Annotated in this window: 21 protein-coding genes; 10 read left to right on the top strand and 11 right to left on the bottom strand. The window is 66.4% G+C overall.

Features of this window, described 5'->3' with window-relative positions; genetic code table 11:
• Position 1: 1 nt before the first annotated feature.
• From A5759_RS21175 to A5759_RS21185, 3 genes are read left to right on the top strand one after another with little or no spacing between them, the layout of a single operon-like run.
• Positions 2 to 193, top strand: coding sequence for a ferredoxin (locus A5759_RS21175; protein ID WP_067386609.1), 192 nt, complete (start codon positions 2 to 4; stop codon positions 191 to 193).
• Positions 194 to 241: 48 nt separating this feature from the next.
• Positions 242 to 1,630, top strand: coding sequence for a cytochrome P450 (locus tag A5759_RS21180; protein ID WP_067386889.1), 1,389 nt, complete (start codon positions 242 to 244; stop codon positions 1,628 to 1,630).
• A gap of 32 nt (positions 1,631 to 1,662) precedes the next feature.
• Positions 1,663 to 2,139: a hypothetical protein gene (locus A5759_RS21185; protein ID WP_369816248.1), complete on the top strand. Its 477-nt coding sequence runs from the start codon at positions 1,663 to 1,665 to the stop codon at positions 2,137 to 2,139.
• A 402-nt stretch (positions 2,140 to 2,541) separates the two neighbouring features.
• On the opposite strand, the gene A5759_RS21190 is transcribed toward A5759_RS21185, so the two are convergent.
• The 10 genes from A5759_RS21190 to A5759_RS21235 all read right to left on the bottom strand — a co-directional run bounded on the left by A5759_RS21190 (position 2,542) and on the right by A5759_RS21235 (position 12,232).
• Complete coding sequence (locus A5759_RS21190; protein ID WP_067386607.1) at positions 2,542 to 2,754, bottom strand: amidase family protein; 213 nt, start codon at positions 2,752 to 2,754, stop codon at positions 2,542 to 2,544.
• Positions 2,755 to 2,792: 38 nt separating this feature from the next.
• Positions 2,793 to 4,001 carry a DUF1214 domain-containing protein gene (locus tag A5759_RS21195; RefSeq protein WP_067386605.1) on the bottom strand — a complete coding sequence of 403 codons (1,209 nt, stop codon included), beginning with the start codon at positions 3,999 to 4,001 and terminating at the stop codon, positions 2,793 to 2,795.
• A gap of 8 nt (positions 4,002 to 4,009) precedes the next feature.
• Complete coding sequence (locus A5759_RS21200) at positions 4,010 to 4,774, bottom strand: sugar phosphate isomerase/epimerase (protein ID WP_067386604.1); 765 nt, start codon at positions 4,772 to 4,774, stop codon at positions 4,010 to 4,012.
• A gap of 2 nt (positions 4,775 to 4,776) precedes the next feature.
• The gene (locus A5759_RS21205) at positions 4,777 to 5,946 is read right to left on the bottom strand and encodes a sulfotransferase (protein ID WP_067386602.1); all 1,170 of its coding nucleotides are present in this window, start codon (positions 5,944 to 5,946) and stop codon (positions 4,777 to 4,779) included.
• Positions 5,943 to 7,070 carry an LLM class flavin-dependent oxidoreductase gene (locus A5759_RS21210; protein WP_067386600.1) on the bottom strand — a complete coding sequence of 376 codons (1,128 nt, stop codon included), beginning with the start codon at positions 7,068 to 7,070 and terminating at the stop codon, positions 5,943 to 5,945. Before A5759_RS21210 ends, A5759_RS21205 begins: the two co-directional genes overlap by 4 nt.
• Before the next feature lie 85 nt (positions 7,071 to 7,155).
• On the bottom strand, positions 7,156 to 7,935 hold the full coding sequence (locus A5759_RS21215) for an SDR family NAD(P)-dependent oxidoreductase (RefSeq protein WP_067386597.1): 780 nt from the start codon (positions 7,933 to 7,935) through the stop codon (positions 7,156 to 7,158).
• A gap of 12 nt (positions 7,936 to 7,947) precedes the next feature.
• A complete protein-coding gene (locus A5759_RS21220; protein WP_067386595.1) occupies positions 7,948 to 9,246 on the bottom strand; it encodes an acyl-CoA dehydrogenase family protein in 1,299 nt (432 codons plus the stop codon).
• Positions 9,247 to 9,268: 22 nt separating this feature from the next.
• Positions 9,269 to 10,048 carry an enoyl-CoA hydratase/isomerase family protein gene (locus A5759_RS21225; RefSeq protein ID WP_067386592.1) on the bottom strand — a complete coding sequence of 260 codons (780 nt, stop codon included), beginning with the start codon at positions 10,046 to 10,048 and terminating at the stop codon, positions 9,269 to 9,271.
• 5 nt (positions 10,049 to 10,053) lie between these two features.
• Positions 10,054 to 11,241: an acyl-CoA dehydrogenase family protein gene (locus A5759_RS21230; protein ID WP_067386590.1), complete on the bottom strand. Its 1,188-nt coding sequence runs from the start codon at positions 11,239 to 11,241 to the stop codon at positions 10,054 to 10,056.
• Positions 11,225 to 12,232 carry an acyl-CoA dehydrogenase family protein gene (locus tag A5759_RS21235; protein ID WP_064426248.1) on the bottom strand — a complete coding sequence of 336 codons (1,008 nt, stop codon included), beginning with the start codon at positions 12,230 to 12,232 and terminating at the stop codon, positions 11,225 to 11,227. Before A5759_RS21235 ends, A5759_RS21230 begins: the two co-directional genes overlap by 17 nt.
• A 281-nt stretch (positions 12,233 to 12,513) precedes the next feature.
• Here A5759_RS21235 and A5759_RS21240 point away from each other — a divergent pair, with 281 nt between their 5' ends.
• From A5759_RS21240 to A5759_RS21255, 4 genes are all read left to right on the top strand, one after another.
• Positions 12,514 to 13,608 (top strand): amidohydrolase family protein, encoded by a 1,095-nt coding sequence (locus A5759_RS21240; protein ID WP_064426249.1) that lies wholly within the window; start codon positions 12,514 to 12,516, stop codon positions 13,606 to 13,608.
• Between the two features lie 37 nt (positions 13,609 to 13,645).
• On the top strand, positions 13,646 to 14,788 hold the full coding sequence (locus tag A5759_RS21245) for an amidohydrolase family protein (RefSeq protein ID WP_064426250.1): 1,143 nt from the start codon (positions 13,646 to 13,648) through the stop codon (positions 14,786 to 14,788).
• A 1-nt stretch (position 14,789) separates the two neighbouring features.
• Complete coding sequence (locus A5759_RS21250) at positions 14,790 to 15,182, top strand: Rieske 2Fe-2S domain-containing protein (RefSeq protein ID WP_064397055.1); 393 nt, start codon at positions 14,790 to 14,792, stop codon at positions 15,180 to 15,182.
• Between the two features lie 91 nt (positions 15,183 to 15,273).
• Positions 15,274 to 16,182, top strand: coding sequence for an alpha/beta fold hydrolase (locus tag A5759_RS21255; RefSeq protein ID WP_064426251.1), 909 nt, complete (start codon positions 15,274 to 15,276; stop codon positions 16,180 to 16,182).
• A gap of 88 nt (positions 16,183 to 16,270) precedes the next feature.
• Here the strand turns inward: A5759_RS21255 and A5759_RS21260 are convergent, their stop codons facing one another.
• The gene (locus tag A5759_RS21260; protein ID WP_064426252.1) at positions 16,271 to 16,744 is read right to left on the bottom strand and encodes a hypothetical protein; all 474 of its coding nucleotides are present in this window, start codon (positions 16,742 to 16,744) and stop codon (positions 16,271 to 16,273) included.
• 36 nt (positions 16,745 to 16,780) lie between these two features.
• Between A5759_RS21260 and A5759_RS21265 the strand changes: the two genes are divergently transcribed.
• From A5759_RS21265 to A5759_RS21275, 3 genes are read left to right on the top strand one after another with little or no spacing between them, the layout of a single operon-like run.
• A complete protein-coding gene (locus A5759_RS21265) occupies positions 16,781 to 18,082 on the top strand; it encodes an NADH-ubiquinone oxidoreductase-F iron-sulfur binding region domain-containing protein (RefSeq protein WP_064397061.1) in 1,302 nt (433 codons plus the stop codon).
• A gap of 8 nt (positions 18,083 to 18,090) precedes the next feature.
• Positions 18,091 to 18,390, top strand: a complete 300-nt coding sequence (locus A5759_RS21270; protein WP_231984718.1) for a ferredoxin — start codon at positions 18,091 to 18,093, stop codon at positions 18,388 to 18,390.
• The gene (locus A5759_RS21275) at positions 18,387 to 20,042 is read left to right on the top strand and encodes an OB-fold domain-containing protein (RefSeq protein ID WP_064426253.1); all 1,656 of its coding nucleotides are present in this window, start codon (positions 18,387 to 18,389) and stop codon (positions 20,040 to 20,042) included. The genes A5759_RS21270 and A5759_RS21275 overlap by 4 nt, the downstream gene beginning before the upstream one ends.
• Positions 20,043 to 20,059: the final 17 nt, after the last annotated feature.

A 20,059-nucleotide genomic window follows, 5' to 3' on the forward strand; every position in this document is an offset into this window, starting at 1 on the left:
AGTGAGGGTTTCAGTAGATGGCACACGCTGCCAGGGCCACACCCTGTGCTCGATGATCGCGCCCGACATGTTCGTGCTCGACGACGTCGACGGCCATGCCTCACCGGTCACCGAAGAGGTGCCGGCCGACCAGGAGGAGCTGGTCAAAGAAGCCGCCCACTCGTGTCCGGAACAGGCCATCGTCATCGAATGACGTCGGCACCCAGGCCGACAAGGAAGCAATAGGAGACATGCGTTGCCTATCGAAAGCGATGAGCCGCTCGCGCGAAGAGCCGATGAGAGTGTCGCGACCGACGACGACCGCAAGAAGAACAGGTACCACTTCGACCGGCACACACCGGAATACCGGCTGCAGTTCGAGAAGATCACCGAGGAGATGCAGTCCCGGTGCCCGATAGCGTGGACGGACACCTACAACGGGCACTGGGTGGCCGCCGACAGCAAGCACGTGTTCGAACTCGCGCGCTGTCCGGCGGTCTCCAATCATCACGACCTGACCGGCGAGACACCATATCAGGGCATCACAATCCCGAAGGCGCAAAGGGCCACGGTGGTCCGCGGCGGCATCTTGGAGATGGACGAGCCTGAACACAGCATTTACCGCGGAGTGCTGAACCCCTATCTCTCCCCCGCGGCGGTCAAGCGCTGGAAACCGTTCGTCGACGAGATCGTACGCGCGGCGCTCGATGAGAAGATCGAGTCGGGCCGCATCGACTTCGTCGACGACCTGGCCAACATCGTGCCCGCGGTCCTCACGCTGGCGATGATGGGCATAGAGCTCAAGAAGTGGCCGGTCTACAGCGAGCCGGCGCACCTGTCGGTGTCCACCCCGGAGCACTCACCCGACGCCGCCCGCGTCGCCGAGATGAACCGGCAGATGGGTATCGACATGATCAACACCATGATGGAGGTGCGGGAGAGCCCGCGGCCGGGACTGGTGAACGCGCTGCTGCAACTTCGCATCGACGGCGAACCGGCACCCGATCTGGAGATCCTGGGCAACCTCGGGCTGATCATCGGCGGCGGGTTCGACACCACGACGGCGCTGACCGCGCACTCGCTCGAGTGGCTCTCCGACCATCCCGACCAGCGCGAACTGCTCAGCCGCGAGCGGGCCACCCTGCTCGATGCCGCCACCGAAGAGTTCCTGCGCTACTTCACTCCGGCTCCCGGAGACGGTCGCACCTTCTCAGACGACGTAGTGGTCGAGGGCATCCGGTTCAAGGAGGGCGAGCGGCTCTGGATCTCCTGGGCCATGGCCAACCGCGACCCGTCGGTGTTCGAGAAGCCCAACGAGGTGGTGCTCGATCGAAAAGGCAACCGGCACTTCAGCTTCGGTATCGGCGTGCATCGCTGCGTGGGTTCAAACGTCGCGCGCACCGTTTTCAAGTCGATGGTCACCGCCGTTCTCGACCGGATGCCCGACTACGTCTGCGATCCCGAAGGCACCGAACACTACGAGACCATCGGGGTCATCCAGGGCATGAAACACCTGCCGGCGACCTTCACCCCGAGCAAGCCGCTCGGTCCGGGACTGGACCAGACGCTGGAGAAGTTGCAGCGAATCTGCGACGAGCAGGAGCTAGCGAGGCCGATCACCGAGCGCAAAGAGGCTGCCGTCATCGACTGATTAGCATATCCGACGACCGCAGAGGTGATTGGATGTGCAGCGGGTACGGGGTACTGGGAGGACCGACGTTGAAGCGCTTCAATCTTCTAATTGCTGCCGCCGGCCTGATGGTCGTCGCGAGTTTCGTCGCACCGCCGCCGGCCCAAGCCAAAATGCTCGTCGGGAACTATGACGTGCTGTCTAACAGGTACGAGCGGGCCTCGTGGGTGTGGTTCATTTCGAATTGCCAACCTCCGGACGACAACTGTCTGGACATCAGCGCCATACCGCGGCTGAAGTTCTATGCCTATTACGACGGTGATGCACACCTCAACAACGGTCGGTATACGTTGACGGTCGACGTTCCAGACGGACTGCAGTGCCTGCCCGGTTACGCCATGCCGACGCATGAGACGTGGACTTGGGACGAGGTGTCGCTAGCCGGCACCATCGAGTCACGCTACGACGTGGGGTGTTTCAACGGCCCGCCGGGCGTTCAGTTCTGGACGTTCGCGCTGCAGCGACTCTGACTTTCTGCGCGAGTAGACGCAAAAGCCCCTCTTTCAAGGCGTGTCGGGGCCATATGCGTCTGCTGACTGAGTGATTCGCCCCGGCGCCTCGCGGTTAACGCAGCCCCAGGATCCGGCAGGAATCCATCCCGCAATACCGCTACCGAGTTCGAGGCCGTGAGGCCGCCAGCCAGGGCAGCGGCCGCCCCACCCGGCGACCCCGGTCGACCGCGAAGTGTCGACGGGTTGTTGATGAGCCGAAGATCGGATTGTCAATCTGCCAATCGGTCGCCATGCCTTACCAATAATGATTGCGCCCGCGGCGCATAGGCCGCCGACCGCGTCGGCGGCGAGTTCTGCACCCCCGCGGGGCGGCACGCCGCAGGTCGTGGATACCTGCTGTCTCGAATGAATCCTTGACCGTCACAGGGATTCGTGCAGCGGCCCGACCGCCTCGTCGCAGGCGACTGCCGCATCTGCGGCGTCGGCCGAGTGGCGGGCACCGTCGACGTCGAGCGTCACGACGGCCTTCAGCGGTGGGTTCAGCCGCGCGATGCGGTCCAGATACAGGTCCAGCAGTTCGCGATTGGAGAAGTCACGACGACGGATAGCCCCGCCAGCCGATGTGCCAGCCACAGCGCGCCGTCAGCCGTCGTATTCCAACGGTAGTGGCTTCAGCAGCCGTAGCGCTGTCGTACTCCCCGGAAACGCTCCCACATCCGCGCGGTGCGCTCGGCCGGCGTGACCGTCGCGGTGTCCGGCGGCAGCACCGTCGCGAGCTCGGTGCGCTTGACCAATCGGGTGTGCAGTTGCACCGGTGCACCCTCTAGCATGTGCCGGTACGTCACGTTGCCGCGCTCGAACCCCTGGGTGTCCATCCAGTTGTGGTAGCCCGGATCGTCATGGCACAGCACGATGCGGATCTTGCCGTCGGCGTCGACGGCCGTTCGACTCGGCGTGTAGCTCACCGGCCGGTACAGGAAATCCATGCTGGTGAAAAAGGCGCCCATGTTGGTCAGCATCCACAGCCCCTCATGCGCGTCGAACTCGAGGATCAGCGCATCGTCGGCAGCCAGCTCCCAATGCATGTTGACTGCGGCACGGCCGCGTTTCGCGTCGGCGCCCGTCGCGTCGATGTCCGGGAACCGGTTCGACCGATCGGCATCGACACCGCCATGGGCGAACGGGAACTCGGGCCAGTCGTCCATCATCGCGGTGAGGAATTGACCCGCCCAGTCGATCGCTGCGGTCATCACCGCAGTGCCCGGCAGTGGCTTGGGCGCGTTCATGTCGACGCGTTCGATCCACATCCGCGCCGGCCTCTCATCCCACGAGTCGAAGCCTTGACGGATGAACAGTTTGCGCGAACCGGGTGTGGTGGGCAGCCAGTTGCGGTCGCGTGGCGGGCCGCCGATGTGGATTTCGAAGGTGCCGTCGGAGGCCGTCTCCAGTTGATGGTCAAGCAGATTCACCTCCGGTACATCACCGAAGGGTTCGTGTAACACCCCAGGACGGTCCGGCCGCGGCCCCTGCACCGTGATGTTGAAGAACCGGGCCGTGCCGCGCTCTCCGGTGATCCGGTACGTCGATTGCCCGTCGATCCAGGCTTGCTGATAGGTGAAGTCCGCGCAGTCACCACCCAGCTTCCGCGTCGGGTGACAGAAGGTGTGCAGCAGCGGGTAACGCGTGTCGCGGGTTTCCAGCGCGAGATCGAAGGCCTGCCCGAGGTTTTGGGTGAGGAACCGGAACCCGTCGACACGATGTGCCGCCGACGCGGGGTTGTGGTCCTTGAAGACGCGCTCGCCGGCCGTCTTCAGCCGATCGCAGAACTCGTCCCACGCCGCCTTCAGCGTGGCGTCGTCCGCGCCATCTCCGAACGCCATCGCCCCTCCTAGGACTCGAGTCGGTCCAGCATCGTCGAGATCGCGTCGCAGGCCCGGTTCGCGGCGGCAAGCGGACCTTCCTGTTGGATGCGTGGCCCGATAAGTTCGAGGTCGAAGCCGTGCGGATAGCCCGCCGCGAGAGCCTGCGCGAGGAACGGCTCGATCGGAATGGCGCCGTCGCCGGGGACGGCGCGTGCCGGCAGCGCTCGGTCCCCCAAGACGTAATCGCTGACCTGGATCTGTTGGGTGCGCGGCAGCGCGCGCTCGACGAGCTCGGGAAAGCCGGCCTCGGCCCAGCAGTGGAAGAGATCGATGCACACGTCGAGACCCGCCATCTCCGCCAGCGTGACGGTGTCGCGCAACGTGTGTGCGATGTGAATGTCTGCGTACAGCGCGGACGCGTTCTCGACGGCCAACCCGACCCCGGCCCGGGCGGCCTGTTCGACGCCGGGAGCGACAGCGGAGCAGAAGCGTTCGGCTGCTTGATCCCACGTCAGCGCGCCTCGTCCACCGGTCAGCATGTAGACGACGCGGGTGCCGACCGCGGCCGCGGCGTCGATGACGCGACACAACTCCTCTGGCGTGGTGAACAGGTGGTAGACGGTGTCCACCGAATACCCCTGTCGCTCAATAAGTTCAGGAAGGCCGTCTTCGCTCAGCTGAGAGTCGATCAGGCTGAGCCGGGTGACCCCGAGCGCCTGCCAGTGATCGTCCAGCTGCGGCAGCGGCGCGCCGTAGAACGTCACACTGTGGACCGACAGCCGCTCGCGCACCTTTAGTTCCGATTCTCGATCTGGACGCCGAAACGCTCACGGAAGGGCCGGAACTCGTCGTGCAGTGCACCGATGTCCTCACCGATGTCGGTGAGCAGGCTCGTTGAATAGCGGAACTTGCCGTGCCGGTCGCCGGGGTTGTCGGCGAGGTAAGCGCGCATCGCGGCCTCGGCCTCCCCGCTGAGCGTCGAGCCGCGGAACTCGTAGTACCGGCGCACGGTGCCCACCTGGTCGGCGATGAAGGCGGTGTAGCGCACGTGCAGGATTCGCGGGTCGTCCACCAGCGGGTTGCTCATCGTGTTCGCGATGCTCTCGCGGGTCAGCTGCAAATGCATCTTGGCCGCGGCGCGCAGGTCGACCGGTCCGACGATGCCCTCGAGAATGTCGGCCATCATCATCGTGCGCGACGCCGCGACCTGTACCGGATCGCGGTGCAGCCACATCAGCGTGGCATCGGGATAGGCGTTGAAGAGCTCCTTGAGGCGAAACCCGTGAAAACCCTTGAGCACCCACTGTTTTTTGGGCCGCCGGAACTGGAACTGCTGCAGCATCGCCTTGTGGATCGCGTACTGGGCAGCGGCATCGGTGGGCAGTCCCCCGACCACGGTCTGCATCGGCACCCGCCACCACGCCGTCGGTGTCAGCACCCGGAAGTCGAACGCCCACGTCCGCTCGTCCTCGGGCAGGCCGTCACCCAACATGTCGTTGTAGGGGTGGCTGTGCAACCACTTCGGCAACTTGGCGTTGATCTCCCGCCAGTCGGCATCGGCGCGTGCGCGGCGGGCATCGTCTCCGGCTGCAGTGCCCGGCGGCGGCGACGGATACATCACCTCCCAGAACCGCAGTGCGCGCGCGGCCGGGTCGACCGACATCAGCGCGTGCATCAGCGTGGTGCCCGACCGGGGTTCACCGGTGACGAACATCGGCCGCTCGATCACCTCGTCGGCGACCGGGAACCGGCGGCGGTCCTCGAAGAACTCCAGCCGCGACGCCAGCAGCCAGTGACACACCTCCGCGGCGCGCCGCCTGCCGTCGGCGTCCATGCCGACCTCGTTCAGATGCTGCACCACCAGAGCGAACCGCTCCGGCAGCGTCGGGTCCCCGTAATCGTGCAGGCCGGTCGCGGCCTCGGCATGCGCCAGCAATTCCGCGGCGTTCAACAGGCCGGTCACTCGACGTCTCCACACAAGCGCATCAGTTCGTCCTCCGCGTCGCGCACATTCTGCGCCGACGTGGCGGCGTATTGAATGCCGGCCATTCCCCCATAGTCGAGGATCTTTGGCACCCGCAGCCCGGCGTCGACGTAGTCCTTGATGGTGCGGGCGACCTGTGCCGGGGTGCCGTGCGGGATGACGGCCAGGATCATCTCCGGCCGTACCGCGTCGAGGAACTCGACGATCCGCTCGCGCGTCAGCACGGCGGGGTCGATGTCCTGATAGCCGCGCCAGTCCCGGCCCATCGGGTGCTCGAAACCCAAGCCGCGCAAGAACTCCGCCGACACCTGCAGCAGGAAGGACTTCACCAGAGGCGCAGCGAGGATCTCCTCGACTGCGGCCTCGTCGCGACCCATCACGCAGATCTGGATGTAGCACGGCGTGATCGCCGCCGGGTCGCGGCCCGCCCGTTCGGCCGAACGCCGTACGGCGGTGAGCTTGTCGGCATAGTCCTCGGGAGTCCACGCGCCCGTCGGCCACCAGCCGTCGGCGTAGCGACCGACGATGTCCAGCGTCCGCGGGCCGCTGCCGCCGATCCAGATCCGCGGCGGCCAACCCTCGAATGGCTCGGTGTCGAGCCGCGCGTGGTGCAGCCGGTAGAACCGGCCGTCGTAATCGACGGGCCCCTCGCTGTCCCACAGCAACCGGATTACCTCCAGCGCCTCCTCGAAACGGCTGACGGGCCGGTCGAAGTCGAACCCGTAGGGCACGGTGTTCTCGGTCTCACCGCTGCCGAGACCCAGGATGAAGCGGCCATTGGCGAGGTGGTCGATGGTGAGCGCACTCTGCGCCAGCATCACCGGATGCCTGCGCACGGTGTCGATCACGCTGGTCACCAGCGGGACGCTATCGGTCAACACTGCGGCGGCCGCCGCGACCGCCATCGCGTCCAGGTGGCGGTGCGGGGACGGCGAAACGGTTGCCAGATCGGTGAATTCGGGGGTCCAGATCGAGTCGGGCCAGAAGCTGACCATGTGATCCGGCATCCAGATCGAGTGGTAGCGACCGCTGTCGAGAGTGTCGAGCACCGACAGATCCAGCGGCAACGTGGTGCGCAGATACGCTGCGGGCTGGACCTTCACTTTTCTGGCCCGAGTGTGGGCTTAACGCACGCTTCCTGGCGAAAAGCGTCGATCAATCCCACACTCGCGGGGCAGGTCCGGTGCGTCACGGCAGCTTCCCCACCTCGCGCAGGAAGGTCTGCGTGTGCGCGATGTGGCCGGTCAACGTTCTCGGCTCGCCTGTGCACAACAGGTACGCGGTCTCGGTGATCAGCGAGATGTCCTCGGTGTCGGTCTTGGCGAGGTCGAGGGTCCCCGCGCCGGGCGTGGCGACGGGATTCGTCGGCGCCGCGGCGTTGACCGCGATGCCGTCGTCGTACAATTCGGCCGCAAGGCTTTTCGTCAACCTGTTCAGCGCTGCCTTCACGGTCCCGTACACGCCGAACCCCGCGCTGCGGTCGAAGTCGGAGAACGGCGGCCCCTCCGGCAGGTCACCGCACACCGACGTCACGTTGAGCACCCACCCGCGACCACGCTCGCGCATGGCGGGAATGGCCAACTGAGTCAGATGCAACGGCGCCATCACATGCATCTCGATCATCAGCTTCACCCGACGCTCGGGAAACTGGTCGAGTGGACGCAGGAACGTGACGGCCGCGTTGTTGACCAGAATGTCTGGGGCGCCGACGTGGTCGACGACCTCGGCGAAGAGACTCTCCCGCTCTGCGCTGTCGGACAGGTCGGCGGGCACCGCGATCGCCGTGCAACCGCCGGCCTGGATCTCCTTGAGCGTCTCACGCAGCGAGCCTTGGTACTTCGGGTCGGGCTCCATGGTGCGCGCGGTCAGCGCGACGGTCGCCCCCTCCTGCGCCAGGCGCTGCGCGATCGCCTTGCCCAGCCCCCGGCTGCAGCCGGTCACCAACGCGACCTTGCCGTCACACGACATCGATCGACCTCCTCAGGTGCGCGGTATGCCCGCGAGTTTGTCGGCGAACTTGGCTTCCGCTGCGGCCCGCTTGCGCAGCAGGTGCTCGGATGGGAACACGTCCGGCGCCGGCTCGACGTTTTTGAGCAGAAGCCGCGCCAGCGTTACCTTGTGCACCTCGGTCGGCCCGTCGGCCAGACCCAGGACGAAGGACTCGGTCAGGTACTGCACGAACGGCATCTCGTGCGACGTGCCCAGCGAGCCGTGGAGTTGCAGTGCCCGCGCCGACACGTCGTGCAGCACCTTCTGCATCATCGCCTTGACCGCTGAGATGTCGGCCCGGACGGCCTTGTAGTCGTTGAACTTGTCGATCTTCCACGCGGTCTGAAGTGTCAGAAGCCGGAACGCCTCAATCTCCATCCACGAGTCGGCGACCATCTCCTGCACCATCTGCTTGTTGGCCAGCACCTCGCCCTGGCTGTAGCGCGAGACCGCCCGCTCGGTGAGCATGTCGAAGATCCGCCGGACCAGGCCGACGGTGCGCATGGCGTGGTGGATGCGACCGCCACCGAGGCGCGTCTGAGCCACCACGAACGCCCCGCCCCGGGGGCCGAGCATGTGGTCGGCGGGCACCCGGACGTTCTCGTAGCGGACGTAGCCCTCACGTCCCCCGCCGCCGAGCGGCTGGTATCCCAGCCCGACGTCACGCAGCACGTTGATGCCCGGCGTGTCGCCCGGCACCACGAACATCGAATACCGTTGGTAGGGCGGGGCATCCGGGTCGGTCATCGCCATGACGATGATGAACGACGCCATCGAGGCGAAGGAGGAGTACCACTTCTCGCCGTTGATCACCCAGTGGTCACCGTCCTGCGTCGCGGTGGTGGTGAACACCTTCGGGTCCGCGCCGCCGTGCGGTTCGGTCATCGAGAAGCAGGACACGATCCGGTTGTCCAGCAAGGGCTCGAGATAGCGCTCCTTGAGTTCGGGTGTGCCGTAATGGGCGAGGATCTCGCTGTTACCGGAATCCGGTGCCTGCGAACCGAAGACGATCGGCGCGCTTTCCGACCGGCCGAGTATCTCGTTGAGCAACGCGAGCTTGACCTGGCCGTAGCCGGGGCCGCCGAGATGGGGGCCGAGGTGAGTCGCCCACAGTCCGCGTTCCTTGACGATTTCCTGCAATGGCGGGATCAGCGCCTGGCGCACCGGATCGCGCAGGTCGTGCGACTCCTTGACGATATAGTCGATCGGCTCGCACTCGTTGCGCACGAAATCTTCGACCCACTCGAGTTGGTCGGCCCAGTCCGGGTCGGTCGAGAAATCCCAGGCCACTGCTCGTCCTTCCGTGTGAGGCTCAGCCGCCGGACCACTTGCGGCGGCGCTGCGCCGCGTCGTCGGTGGCATGGCTGAGCACCTGGTTGCGGTTTTCCAATTCCATCGCGGCGGCCGGTCCGGGCGCATCGGTGTTGGCCTGCAGCGCCCGCTTGGTCAGTTGGACCCCCAGGGGTGCGTGTTCGGCGATGGTCGAGGCGATCTGCACCGCACGGTCGACCAGGCCGTCGGCTTCGACGATCTCGCTGACCAGGCCGCGGCGGTCGGCCTCCTCGGCCGATACGGTACGGCCGGTCAGCATCCAGTCGGCCGCGACGCTGGTTCCGACGATCCGCGGCAGGTGGTAGCTCATGCCCATCTCCGCACCGGACAGTCCCAGCAGGATCGCGGCGTTGCCGAATGTGGCGACATCCGAACAGATCCGGATGTCGGAGGCCAACAGCAGCGCGAGTCCCGCACCCACGCACGGCCCGTTGACCGCGGCTACCACGGGCTGTGGCAGGTCCCAGATCGCCTGTGGCAGAGCAGCCATGGCCTCTTGGAATCGCAGCCGCTCGATCGCGGGCGCGGACTCGTCCACGGCGTCGGGACCGAAGTTGCGCATGTCGATGCCCGAGCAGAACCCCCGGCCCGCGCCGGTGAGCACGACGGCGTTGACCGTCGTGTCTGCGGCGATCTCGGCGAAGGTCCGCCTCAACTCGTCGCGCATGACCGCGTTGATCGCGTTGAGCTGCGGGGGCCGGCTCAATTGCAGCACAACGATTCCGGGGTGGCCCCGGTCGATGTCGAGCGTCTCGGGCACGATGGTCAGCGCCGCGGCAAGCCGAGCACCTGGGTGGCGATGATGTTGCGCTGGATCTCCGAGGTGCCCCCGGCGATCGTCCCGCCGAAGCTTCGGGCGTAGCGCTCGAACCAGCTGGCGAAGTAGTGGTCGAGGTTCATGTGGGCATACGGCCCGCTCAGCGAGGGATGGGTGAGCCCGTCGGCCCCGGCGGCCGTCAGCGCGTTCTCCATCGCCTGCCGCTCGGCCTCCGACCCGAACAGTTTCAGCACCGACACCGACGCGGTGTCCGCCTCTCCGCGTGATGCGCGGGCCAGCGCCGCCGAACCCATCGCCCGCAGCGCCTGGTAGTCCATGATCGTCGTGGCGTACTGGTCGCGTTCGAGCGCGGTACGGGGCCGGAAGTCGGCGATCATGTTGTCGATCCGGTCGGCGAAGCCTAGCCACATCATCGTGCGCTCGTGTCCGAGTGAGCCGTTGGCCACGCCCCAGCCGCCGTTGAGCGGGCCGACGAGATTCTCGGCCGGGACGCGGGCGTCGGTGAAGAAGACCTCGTTGAAGTCGAGGTTCTCCTGGCCGGTCATGTCGGCGAAGGGCCGGCACACCACACCGGGGGTGTCCGTCGGGATGATCAGCGCGCTGATGCCCTTGTGCTTGGGCGCATCCGGGTCGGTGCGCACGAAGGCCAGCAGGAAGTCGGCGTCATGCGCACCCGAGGTCCACACCTTCTGGCCGTTGACGACGAAGTAGGGCCCGTCCGGGCCGTCGACAAACTCAGCGCGAGTCCGTAGCGACGCCAGGTCCGAACCCGCGCTCGGCTCGCTCATCCCCAGCGACGCCGTCTTCTCGGCGCGCAGCACCGGCACCGCCCAGCGGTGCTTCTGCTCGTCGGACCCGAACGAAATCAGCGACGCGGCAATGATGTTGACGCCCTGCGGGTTGAAGCTGTGGTAGATCCGTCGCCGGCACAGCTCGTCGAGATGCACGAACTGTTGCAGCACGGTCGCGTTGCGGCCACCGAACTCCGGCGGCTGAGCGGGCAGCAGCCAGCCGTTGTCGAACAGCAGCCGCTGCCAGTCGCGCGCCCACTGCGGCATGTGCGACACCGACTTCGGCCGATCCAGCGTCTGCGCCTCCGAGGGCAGAAGCTCGTCGAGGAAGGCGGCGAACTCGGCGCGGAACTCCTCGACGTCCGTGTCAAAGGACAGCTGCACTGTTACTCCTGTATTCCTCCGCGATCATCGCGCGATGCTCGGCGGCGCCACCGAGGAGCAGCTCGCCGGCCTTCGCCCGCTTCAGCGCGAATTGAAGGTCGTTCTCCCACGTGAATCCCATGGCGCCGAACAGTTGCAGCCCGTGCCGGAACACGATCGCCTGCGCCTCCCCCGCCGACGCCTTGGCCATGGCGGCCGCCAACCGTCGGCGCGGATCGTCTTCGGCGATGGTCAGCGCGGCGAAATAGGCCAGCGCCCTGGCGCGTTCGATGGCGACATGCATGTCGACGGCCTTGTGCTGCACGGCCTGGAAGGAACCGATCGCGACCCCGAACTGCTGGCGCTGCTTGACGTGCTCGAGCACCAGATCCAGGATGCGCTGGCAGGCGCCGACGGTGCTGACGGCCATACCGGTCAGCGCGACATGGCGGGCGCGTTCGGAGTCGGCGCGGACCCGCACCGTGTCGGGCACCCGAACATCGTCGAACGACACCTCGGCGACGTGCAGGACCGGATCGAAGACCGGGCTGCGCCGCGACGTGACCTGGTCGGCGTCGACAATGAAGACGCCGGCATCGGTGACCACGGCGAAGCGCTCGGCACGGTCACCGTCGAGCACGTGGTGAGCGGTGCCGTCGAGTACCCACCCGTCGGCGACCCGGTGGGCGGACACGCCGTCGTACACCGCCGTGCCGGCCTGTTGCGCATCGAAACGGTCGCCGGCCAACGGCGCGAACTGGGTCAGCGTCGCCAGAAACGGCGTGGGGTCGGTGGCCCGGCCCAGCTCCTCGAGCACGATCGCGAGTTCGACCGCGTTCTCAGCGTCGGCCAACTCGGTCCACCCGGCGTCGACGTAGGTCTTCCAGAGTGGCGCCGGGTCCACCCCGTTCTCGGCGATGCCGCGGATCAGCGAGGCCGGGCACTGCTTGCTCACCGCGTCGCGCACGGTCCCCTGCCAGAGCCGCTGATCGGCGTCGAACTCCAGTAACACCAAGCCTCCCGGGGCCTCGAAGATGGGCAACGCGTCGCAGCGAGAATAACATTCTCCAATCGCGGCGTAACCGTTCTCACGACGTGACTACCACGTTTCGCATAACGTGTGTCATGCAGCTGACCAGCAGACACCCTGACCTGCGCAAAAGTAAGCGTTTTGTCGAGAACTAGATTCTTGCGATTGAAGAACAACGCTTTACACTGGGAGGTGTTCGGCGCTCGCGCAGCGCTCTTCTGCGCCTGCCGACGGCCGGATGACATCGGAGGACAGCCTTGGTGATGCATATTCAGGACGGGACCCCGCCTGGTTACGAAACCCCCGTCATCGATGCCAGCGTGCACATCTTCAGCAAGTCGAACAAGGACTTCCGCAGCTTCCTTCGCGAGCCCTTCAAGAGCCGCGGGTTCCCCGACTACGAGATGGACTGGTACGGCGCTCCCGGCGGCGAGTACGCCCCCGGCACCGAGGATGACCGCCGCTACCCCGGCTCGGACCCCGAGTTCGTCGGCGGGCATCTGTTCGACGAGCGCGGCGTCGACGTCGCAATCCTGCATCCGATGACCCGCGGCATCATGCCGGACCGGCATCTGGGCACCGCGATCGCGGCGGGCCACAACGAGATGCTGGTCAGCCGCTGGCTCGAGGACAACCCGTACGCCGAGAAGTTCCGCGGCACCATCCGGGTCAACCCCGACGACATCTCCGGTTCGCTGCGAGAGATCGCCAAATACGCCGACCATCCCCGGGTCGTGCAGATCGGTGTGCCCCTGCAGTCCCGCGAGTTGTACGGCAAGCCGCAGTACTGGCCGCTGTGGGAGGCCGCCAACGAGGCCAACCTGCCGGTCGCGGTGCACATCGAAGTGGGGGCGGGTGTCCAGTACGCGCCGACGCCGTCGGGCGTGCCGAGGACCTACGAGAACTACGTCAGCTTCATGGCGCTGAACTACCTGTACCACCTGATGAATCTCATCGTCGAAGGGGTATTCGAAAGGATGCCGACGCTGAAGTTCGTCTGGGCCGATGGGGCGGCGGACCTGTTGACGCCGTTCATCTGGCGGATGGACTGTTTCGGGCGCCCACATCTGGAGCAGACCCCGTGGGCGCCGCGGATGCCCAGCGACTACCTGCCCGGCCACACCTACTTCGTGCAGGGCGCGATGGACGGGCCCGGCGATGTGGACTACGCCGGCGAGTGGTTGAGCTTCACCGGCAAGGACGACATGGTGATGTACGGGTCGAGCTATCCACACTGGCAGCTCAACGAGCTGACGGTGCCCTCCGCTTACACCGACGAGCAGCGCGACAAGCTGTGCTGGCGCAATGCCGCCGAGCTCTACGGCATAGACGTCGGTGCCGCAGTGGGCGCACAGTGATAGGGCGTGAGACGCAGTTGAAAGGCAGGGAGCCACGATGACGGTGACAGTGACAGAGCGCAAGCCCGCCGCGGAGCGCGTCGCGGTGCGCTGCGTCGACTCCGACGTTCACCCCACGCCGAGGGCGGGTGAGCTGACGCCGTACATCCCGGAGCCGTGGCGCAGCAAGTACTTCCTGACGCGGCGGATCGGCGACCAGATCTACTACGACGCACCCGACTACGCCCACGCGTACGCGATGCGGGTCGACACCTTCCCCTCGGACGGGAACTTCGCGGGCAGCGACCCCGAACTGGCGTTCAAGCAGCTGATCATGGAGGCGGGCGCCGACATCGCGATCCTGGAACCCGCCGCCTACCCGGCGCGCTTCCCCGAGGTCAACCACGCGATGAGCGTCGCGCTCAACGACTGGCAGGCCAATCACTGGCTCGACAGCAAGAACAACTGGCACGAGCGGTGGCGCGGATCGATCTGTGTGGCGATCGAGGCGCCCGAGGATTCGGCCCGCGAGATCGAGCGCTGGGCCGGCCACCCGTACATGGGCCAGATCCTGATCAAGGCCGAACCCCGCCCGGCGTGGGGTGATCCCAAGTACAACCCGATCTGGGAGGCCGCGACCCGCAACGACATCACGGTGAGCTGCCACCTGTCCCGCAGCCATCACGAGGAGCTGCCGATCCCGCCGGTCGGATTCCCCAGCTACAACCACGATTTCATGGTCACCTACTCGCTGCTGGCCGCGAACCAGGTGATGAGCATGGTCTTCGACGGGCTCTTCGACCGGTTCCCGACGCTGCGAATCGTGTTGGTGGAACACGCTTTCACCTGGATTCTGCCGCTGATGTGGCGGATGGACGCCATCTACGAGGCCCGTAAGTCGTGGTTGGACATCAAGCGCAAACCGTCCGAATACGTCAAGGACCACATCAAGTTCACCACCCAGCCGCTGGACTACCCCGAGGACAAGACCGAGCTGTCGCGCGCGTTCGAGTGGATGGAGTGCGAGAAGATCCTGCTCTACTCGTCGGACTACCCGCACTGGACGTTCGACGACCCACGCTGGCTGGTCAAGCACCTGCCCGAGCATGCCCGGGAAGCGGTGATGTTCAAGAACGGCATCGCGACGTATCACCTTCCCGACACGGTTCCGGCCCTCGAGGGCCAGGTGCGGGTGTTCTGAGTTGAGCGAACAAGAGAAGACGCCCCGGCTGGCCCAGGGGCGTGAGCACGTCGTCGCCACGGTCGACGAGATCCCGCCGGGCAAGCACAAACTGGTGCCGATCGGACGCCACGGCGTGGGCGTCTACAACGTCAACGGCACGTTCTACGCGATCGCCAACTACTGCCCGCATGAGGGTGGACCGCTGTGTTCCGGACGTGCCCGCGGCCGCACCGTGGTCGACGACAGCGTGCCCGGCGATGCGGTGATGGTGCGCGATCTGGAGTACATCTACTGCCCGTGGCACCAGTGGGGTTTCGAACTGGCCACCGGCACCACGGCGGTCAAGCCGGAGTGGAGCATCCGGACCTACCCCGTGCGGGTGGTCGGCAACGAGGTGTTGGTCCAGGCATGATCACAGGTCCCCTTGTTGGCGTGAGCGTGCGTGTTTGCACACGACACGCCGCGAAAATTCAGCAGTTTGCGCACGTTCGCGGAGGCTCAGCATGACCACCACGGAGGCCGCGGGCCCCACTCTCAAACCGGGCGAAGAGACCGTCGAGATCAACGGCGGCCACGTCGTCTACGAAATCCTAGGCAACGAAGGCGAATTCATCGCACTGACGCCGGGCGGCCGATTCAGCAAGGAGATTCCCGGCCTACGGCCACTGGCGGAGGCGCTGGCATCGGGCGGTTACCGCGTGCTGCTGTGGGATCGGCCGAACTGTGGCAAGTCGGACGTGCAGTTCTACGGTAAGAGCGAATCTCATATGCGCGCCGAAACGCTGCACGCGCTGATCACCGGTCTCGGCATCGAGCAGTGCATCATCGCGGGCGGTTCCGGTGGGGCGCGGGACTCGATGCTGACGACGATGCTCTACCCCGAAATCGTCCGAAAGCTGGTGGTCTGGAACATCGTCGGCGGCGTATACGGGTCCTTCGTACTGGGCGGACACTACGTGGTGCCGAGCATCCTGGCCGCCCGCGGTGCGGGCATCGACGGACTGCTGCACGTCGCCGAGTGGAAGGAGCGCATCGGCGAGAATCCTCGCAACGAGGAGCGGTTCAGAGCCCTCGACGTCGACGAGTTTCTGAAGGTGATGTTGCGTTGGCTCAACGCCTTCGTGCCCAAGCCCGGTCAAACGATCCCCGGTGTCGAAGACGAGATGTTCGACAACATCACGGTGCCGACATTGATCGTCCGCGGCGGCGAGAACGACTGGGATCATCCGAAGCGCACGTCGCTCGAGGTCAGCTGCCTGATCAAGGGCTCAACGCTGATCGACCCGCCCTGGCCCGAGGATGCCTGGGAGCGTGCCGGTGAGAAGTTCGCGGCCAGCGGCGGAAAGGACTTCTGCCTGTTCGACACGTGGGTGCAGGCGGCGCCGGCAATTCTGAAGTTCCTGGACAGTTGATGAGCGGATCCACCACAACCGTGAGGGCACATCCTCGTACGCCGGCTACGGCGCTTCGTGTTCGAGACTGCGCGCTCGCCCGGAAGCACTACGTCGTACGGATGTGGACCTCGCAGTTGAGTGAGGCCTCCAGCGCGGTGTGCACCCGACTCTCCGGAACGCGTTCGAGGTCGGCCCTGCGCAACGTCACATATATGACGTCCCAGCCGTCGTCGCCGGGTACCCGTTCGATCTCCCCGGACAGCCCGAGCCCGGCAAGGACGCCGTGCGCATCGTCGTCGGTGCCGCGGCTGATGAACGTCACCACGCCGGGCACCGGTGTGGTGCCGAATGCCTTGTCGCACAGGTCGACCGCGAGCCGACGGAGTTCGTCCTGGTCGTCGCCGGCGATCAACAACTCGACCTCACGGCGTTTCGGCGGCAACCCGGCCAGATCGTTGGCCACCACCTCGATACCGTGCGCAGCCGCCGAATCCCTCAGCCGAGCAAGGCCGTCGTCGAGTTGGGCCGGGCCGAGTTCGCCCGCCGTGTCGACACCGACGCGCACGACCGCAGTCCTCATGTCCGTCAGCCTATCCGCGGGCCGGAAGGACCAGCCATGACCTCTACTGCCACCGATCTCGCCGTCGCCGCCTGGCCGGATTGCGCGCCGCGGCTGTTGCGCCCGTCGGAGGCGGGCACGGAGGACTACGCCGAGTACACCCGGGCGGGCGGATACCGGCCGCTGATCGATGCCGATGCGCTGCTGACGCAGGTCGACCTGTCGGGGCTGCTGGGCCGCGGCGGCGCCGCGTTCCCGATCGGCACCAAACTGCGCACGGTGCACAATGCCCACCAGCGCGGCTCGGAGACCGTCGTCGTGGCCAACGGCGAAGAAGGTGAACCCGCGTCGGTCAAAGACCGCTGGCTCCTGCGTAACCGGCCCCATCTCGTGCTCGACGGTCTGCGCTTGGCGACGGCCGTCGCAGGCGCCCGCCGGGCATACGTCTACGTCTCCGACTCCCCCGCCGCGAACGCCGTCACCGCCGCGCTCAGCGAAGTGCCACCAGAAACGTTCGGCGCGACCGAGATCACCGTCGTCACAGTCGAACCCGGGTACGTGGCCGGAGAAGAGACCGCCGCGGTCCGGCGCATCAACGGCGGACCCGCCAAGCCGACCGACAAACCGCCACGGCCCTTCGAGGAAGGCGTGGCCGGCGTCCCCACCATGGTCAGCAATGTCGAGACGCTGGCCAACCTGCCCTACATCCATGAGCACGGCGCCGAGAAGTTCCGTTCGGTCGGCACGCCGATGTCTCCCGGGACGTTTCTCGCGACCATCACCGGCGGCGGACGACCAGCCGCGCTGTACGAAATCCCGCACGGTGCATCGTTCTCCGATCTGCTGCACCTGCACGGGGTCACCAGCGACGCGGTCACCGGCGTCTTGATGGGCGGCTACTTCGCCGGCCTGGTCAACACCGACATCCTCGACGCGACGCTCGACCACGAGTCGGTTCGCCGGCTCGGCAGCGGTCTGGGATGCGGGGCCATCTCGATCCTCACCGACGACTGCCCCGTCGCCGTCGCGGCCGCGGTGATGTCGTACTTCGACCGGGAGAACGCGGGCCAGTGCGGATCCTGCTTCAACGGCACCGCCGCCATGGCCGCGGTCACGTCGGCGCTGCGCGACGGCGTAGCCACCCAGGAGGACGTCACCCGCCTGGAGCGTTGGTCGGTGGTGCTTCGCGGGCGTGGCGCCTGTGGCACTCTCGACGGCGCCACCAACGTCGCCGCGAGCCTGCTGCGACAGTTCCCACAAGTGGTGGCTCGCCACCTCACCGACGACTGCACGGCCTGTCGCGCCGACGCGTTCGCCGCCGTGCGGCCTTACGAAGTGGAGGCGGTGGCTCAATCATGAGTGAGGGCTTGCGGATTCGGCTCGACCGGACGCTGTGCGACGGCTTCGGGATATGCGCCAAGCACGCCCCGGGGTACTTCTCCCTGGACGACTGGGGGTACGCCTCCCTCATCGGCGACGGCACGGTGCCGGAGAAGGACAGGGACGCGGTGATGCGCGCACTATTGGACTGCCCGGTGCACGCGATCATCTACATGGGCGAACACCGGCCGTCCGACGACACCGCCGTGCATCAGGAGGCACACGAGGTGCCCGAACCCGAACCCAAAACCGATGACAACGAGGCGATCTCGGGATTCGTGCGGTGACAAGACCACTACCCGAGCTGACGGTACTCAACGAGTTTTTCTGGACCGCCGGCGCCGACGGTGTCCTGCGTATCCAGGAGTGTCGTGACTGCACGGCGCTGATCCATCCGCCGCAACCCGTGTGCCGGTACTGCCGGAGCCACAACATGGGCATTCGCGACGTCTCCGGCAAGGCCACGCTGTCGGCGTTCACCGTCAACCACCGGTTCGGCTTCCCGGACCTGCCGCCGCCCTACGTGGTGGCCCAGGTGGCGATCGTCGAGGATCCGCGAGTTCGACTGACCACCAACATCGTCGACTGCGACCCCGACGACCTGAAACTCGGTCAAGTCGTCGAGGTGACGTTTCAACAGCTCGGCGATGGGGCCGGAACTGTCTGGCTGCCCGTCTTCACACCCGGCGCCGACGAACAGAGTGGCCCGGTCGCCGAGGACGAGATCGCACCACAGGACTTCGCCCGTCACGTGAGCCAGCCGCTGACTCGCCAACGGTTCGAAGAGCATTCGGCGATCACCGGAATCGGTGCGTCGCGGCTCGGTCGGCGATTGATGGTGCCGCCGCTGTCGCTGACGATCGAAGCGTGCGAGGCCGCCGTCGCCGACGCGGGTCTGACGTTCGACGACATCGACGGCCTGTCGACCTATCCCGGGTTGGACATCGCGGGCATGGGCGAAGGCGGCGTCGCCGCGCTGGAGGGCGCTCTCGGTCTACGCCCGGCGTGGATCAACGGCGGCATGGATACCTTCGGACCCGGCGGCTCGGTCATCGCGGCGATGATGGCGGTGGCCACGGGTATGGCCCGGCACGTGCTGTGCTTCCGCACATTGTGGGAGGCGACGTTCCAGCAGTTGATGAAGGAGGGCAAGGCGTCACCGCCGGGCGGCGCCCGAACCTCGAGCTGGCAGATGCCCTTCGGTGCGATGTCGGCCGCGCACACGCTGGCGCTCAACGCCCAGCGCCACTTCGAGCGCTACGGCACCACGCGCGAGACGCTCGGTTGGATCGCGCTCAACCAGCGCGCGAACGCGGCGCTGAAACCGACCGCCATCTACCGCGACCCCATGACGATGGACGACTACCTCAACGCGCGGATGATCACGACCCCGTTCGGGTTGTACGACTGCGACGTTCCCTGTGACGGCGCCGTCGCGGTCATCGTCTCGGCCGTCGAAACCGCAGAAGACATGCCCCACAAGCCGGTGTTGTTCGAGGCGGTCGGCACGCAGATCGTCGAACGCACCGACTGGGACCAGAGCACGCTGACCCACGAACCTCAGGTACTCGGTCAGGCCGCCCATCTGTGGACTCGAACCTCGTTGCGGCCCAAGGATGTCGACGTCGCAGAGCTGTATGACGGCTTCTCGTTCAACTGCCTGTCGTGGCTGGAGGCTCTCGGCTTCTGCGGTATCGGCGAGGCCAAGGACTTCCTCGACGGCGGCAAGGCCATCGCCCGCGACGGGGTGATCCCGTTGAACACCCACGGCGGTCAGCTGTCGCACGGCCGGACACACGGAATGGGCCTGATCCACGAAGCCGTCACGCAACTTCGCGGCGACGCGGGCGAGCGCCAGGTGAAGGACGCCAAGGTCGCGGTGGTCAGCAGTGGCGGGCTCACGCCAAGCGGGGCGATCCTGATGCGGACCGACGGGTGAGCCCGCGCCCCCGCGTC

The sequence above is a fragment of the Mycobacterium sp. 852014-52144_SCH5372336 genome, assembly GCF_001665615.1.
GTDB classification, from domain to species: domain Bacteria; phylum Actinomycetota; class Actinomycetes; order Mycobacteriales; family Mycobacteriaceae; genus Mycobacterium; species Mycobacterium neumannii_A.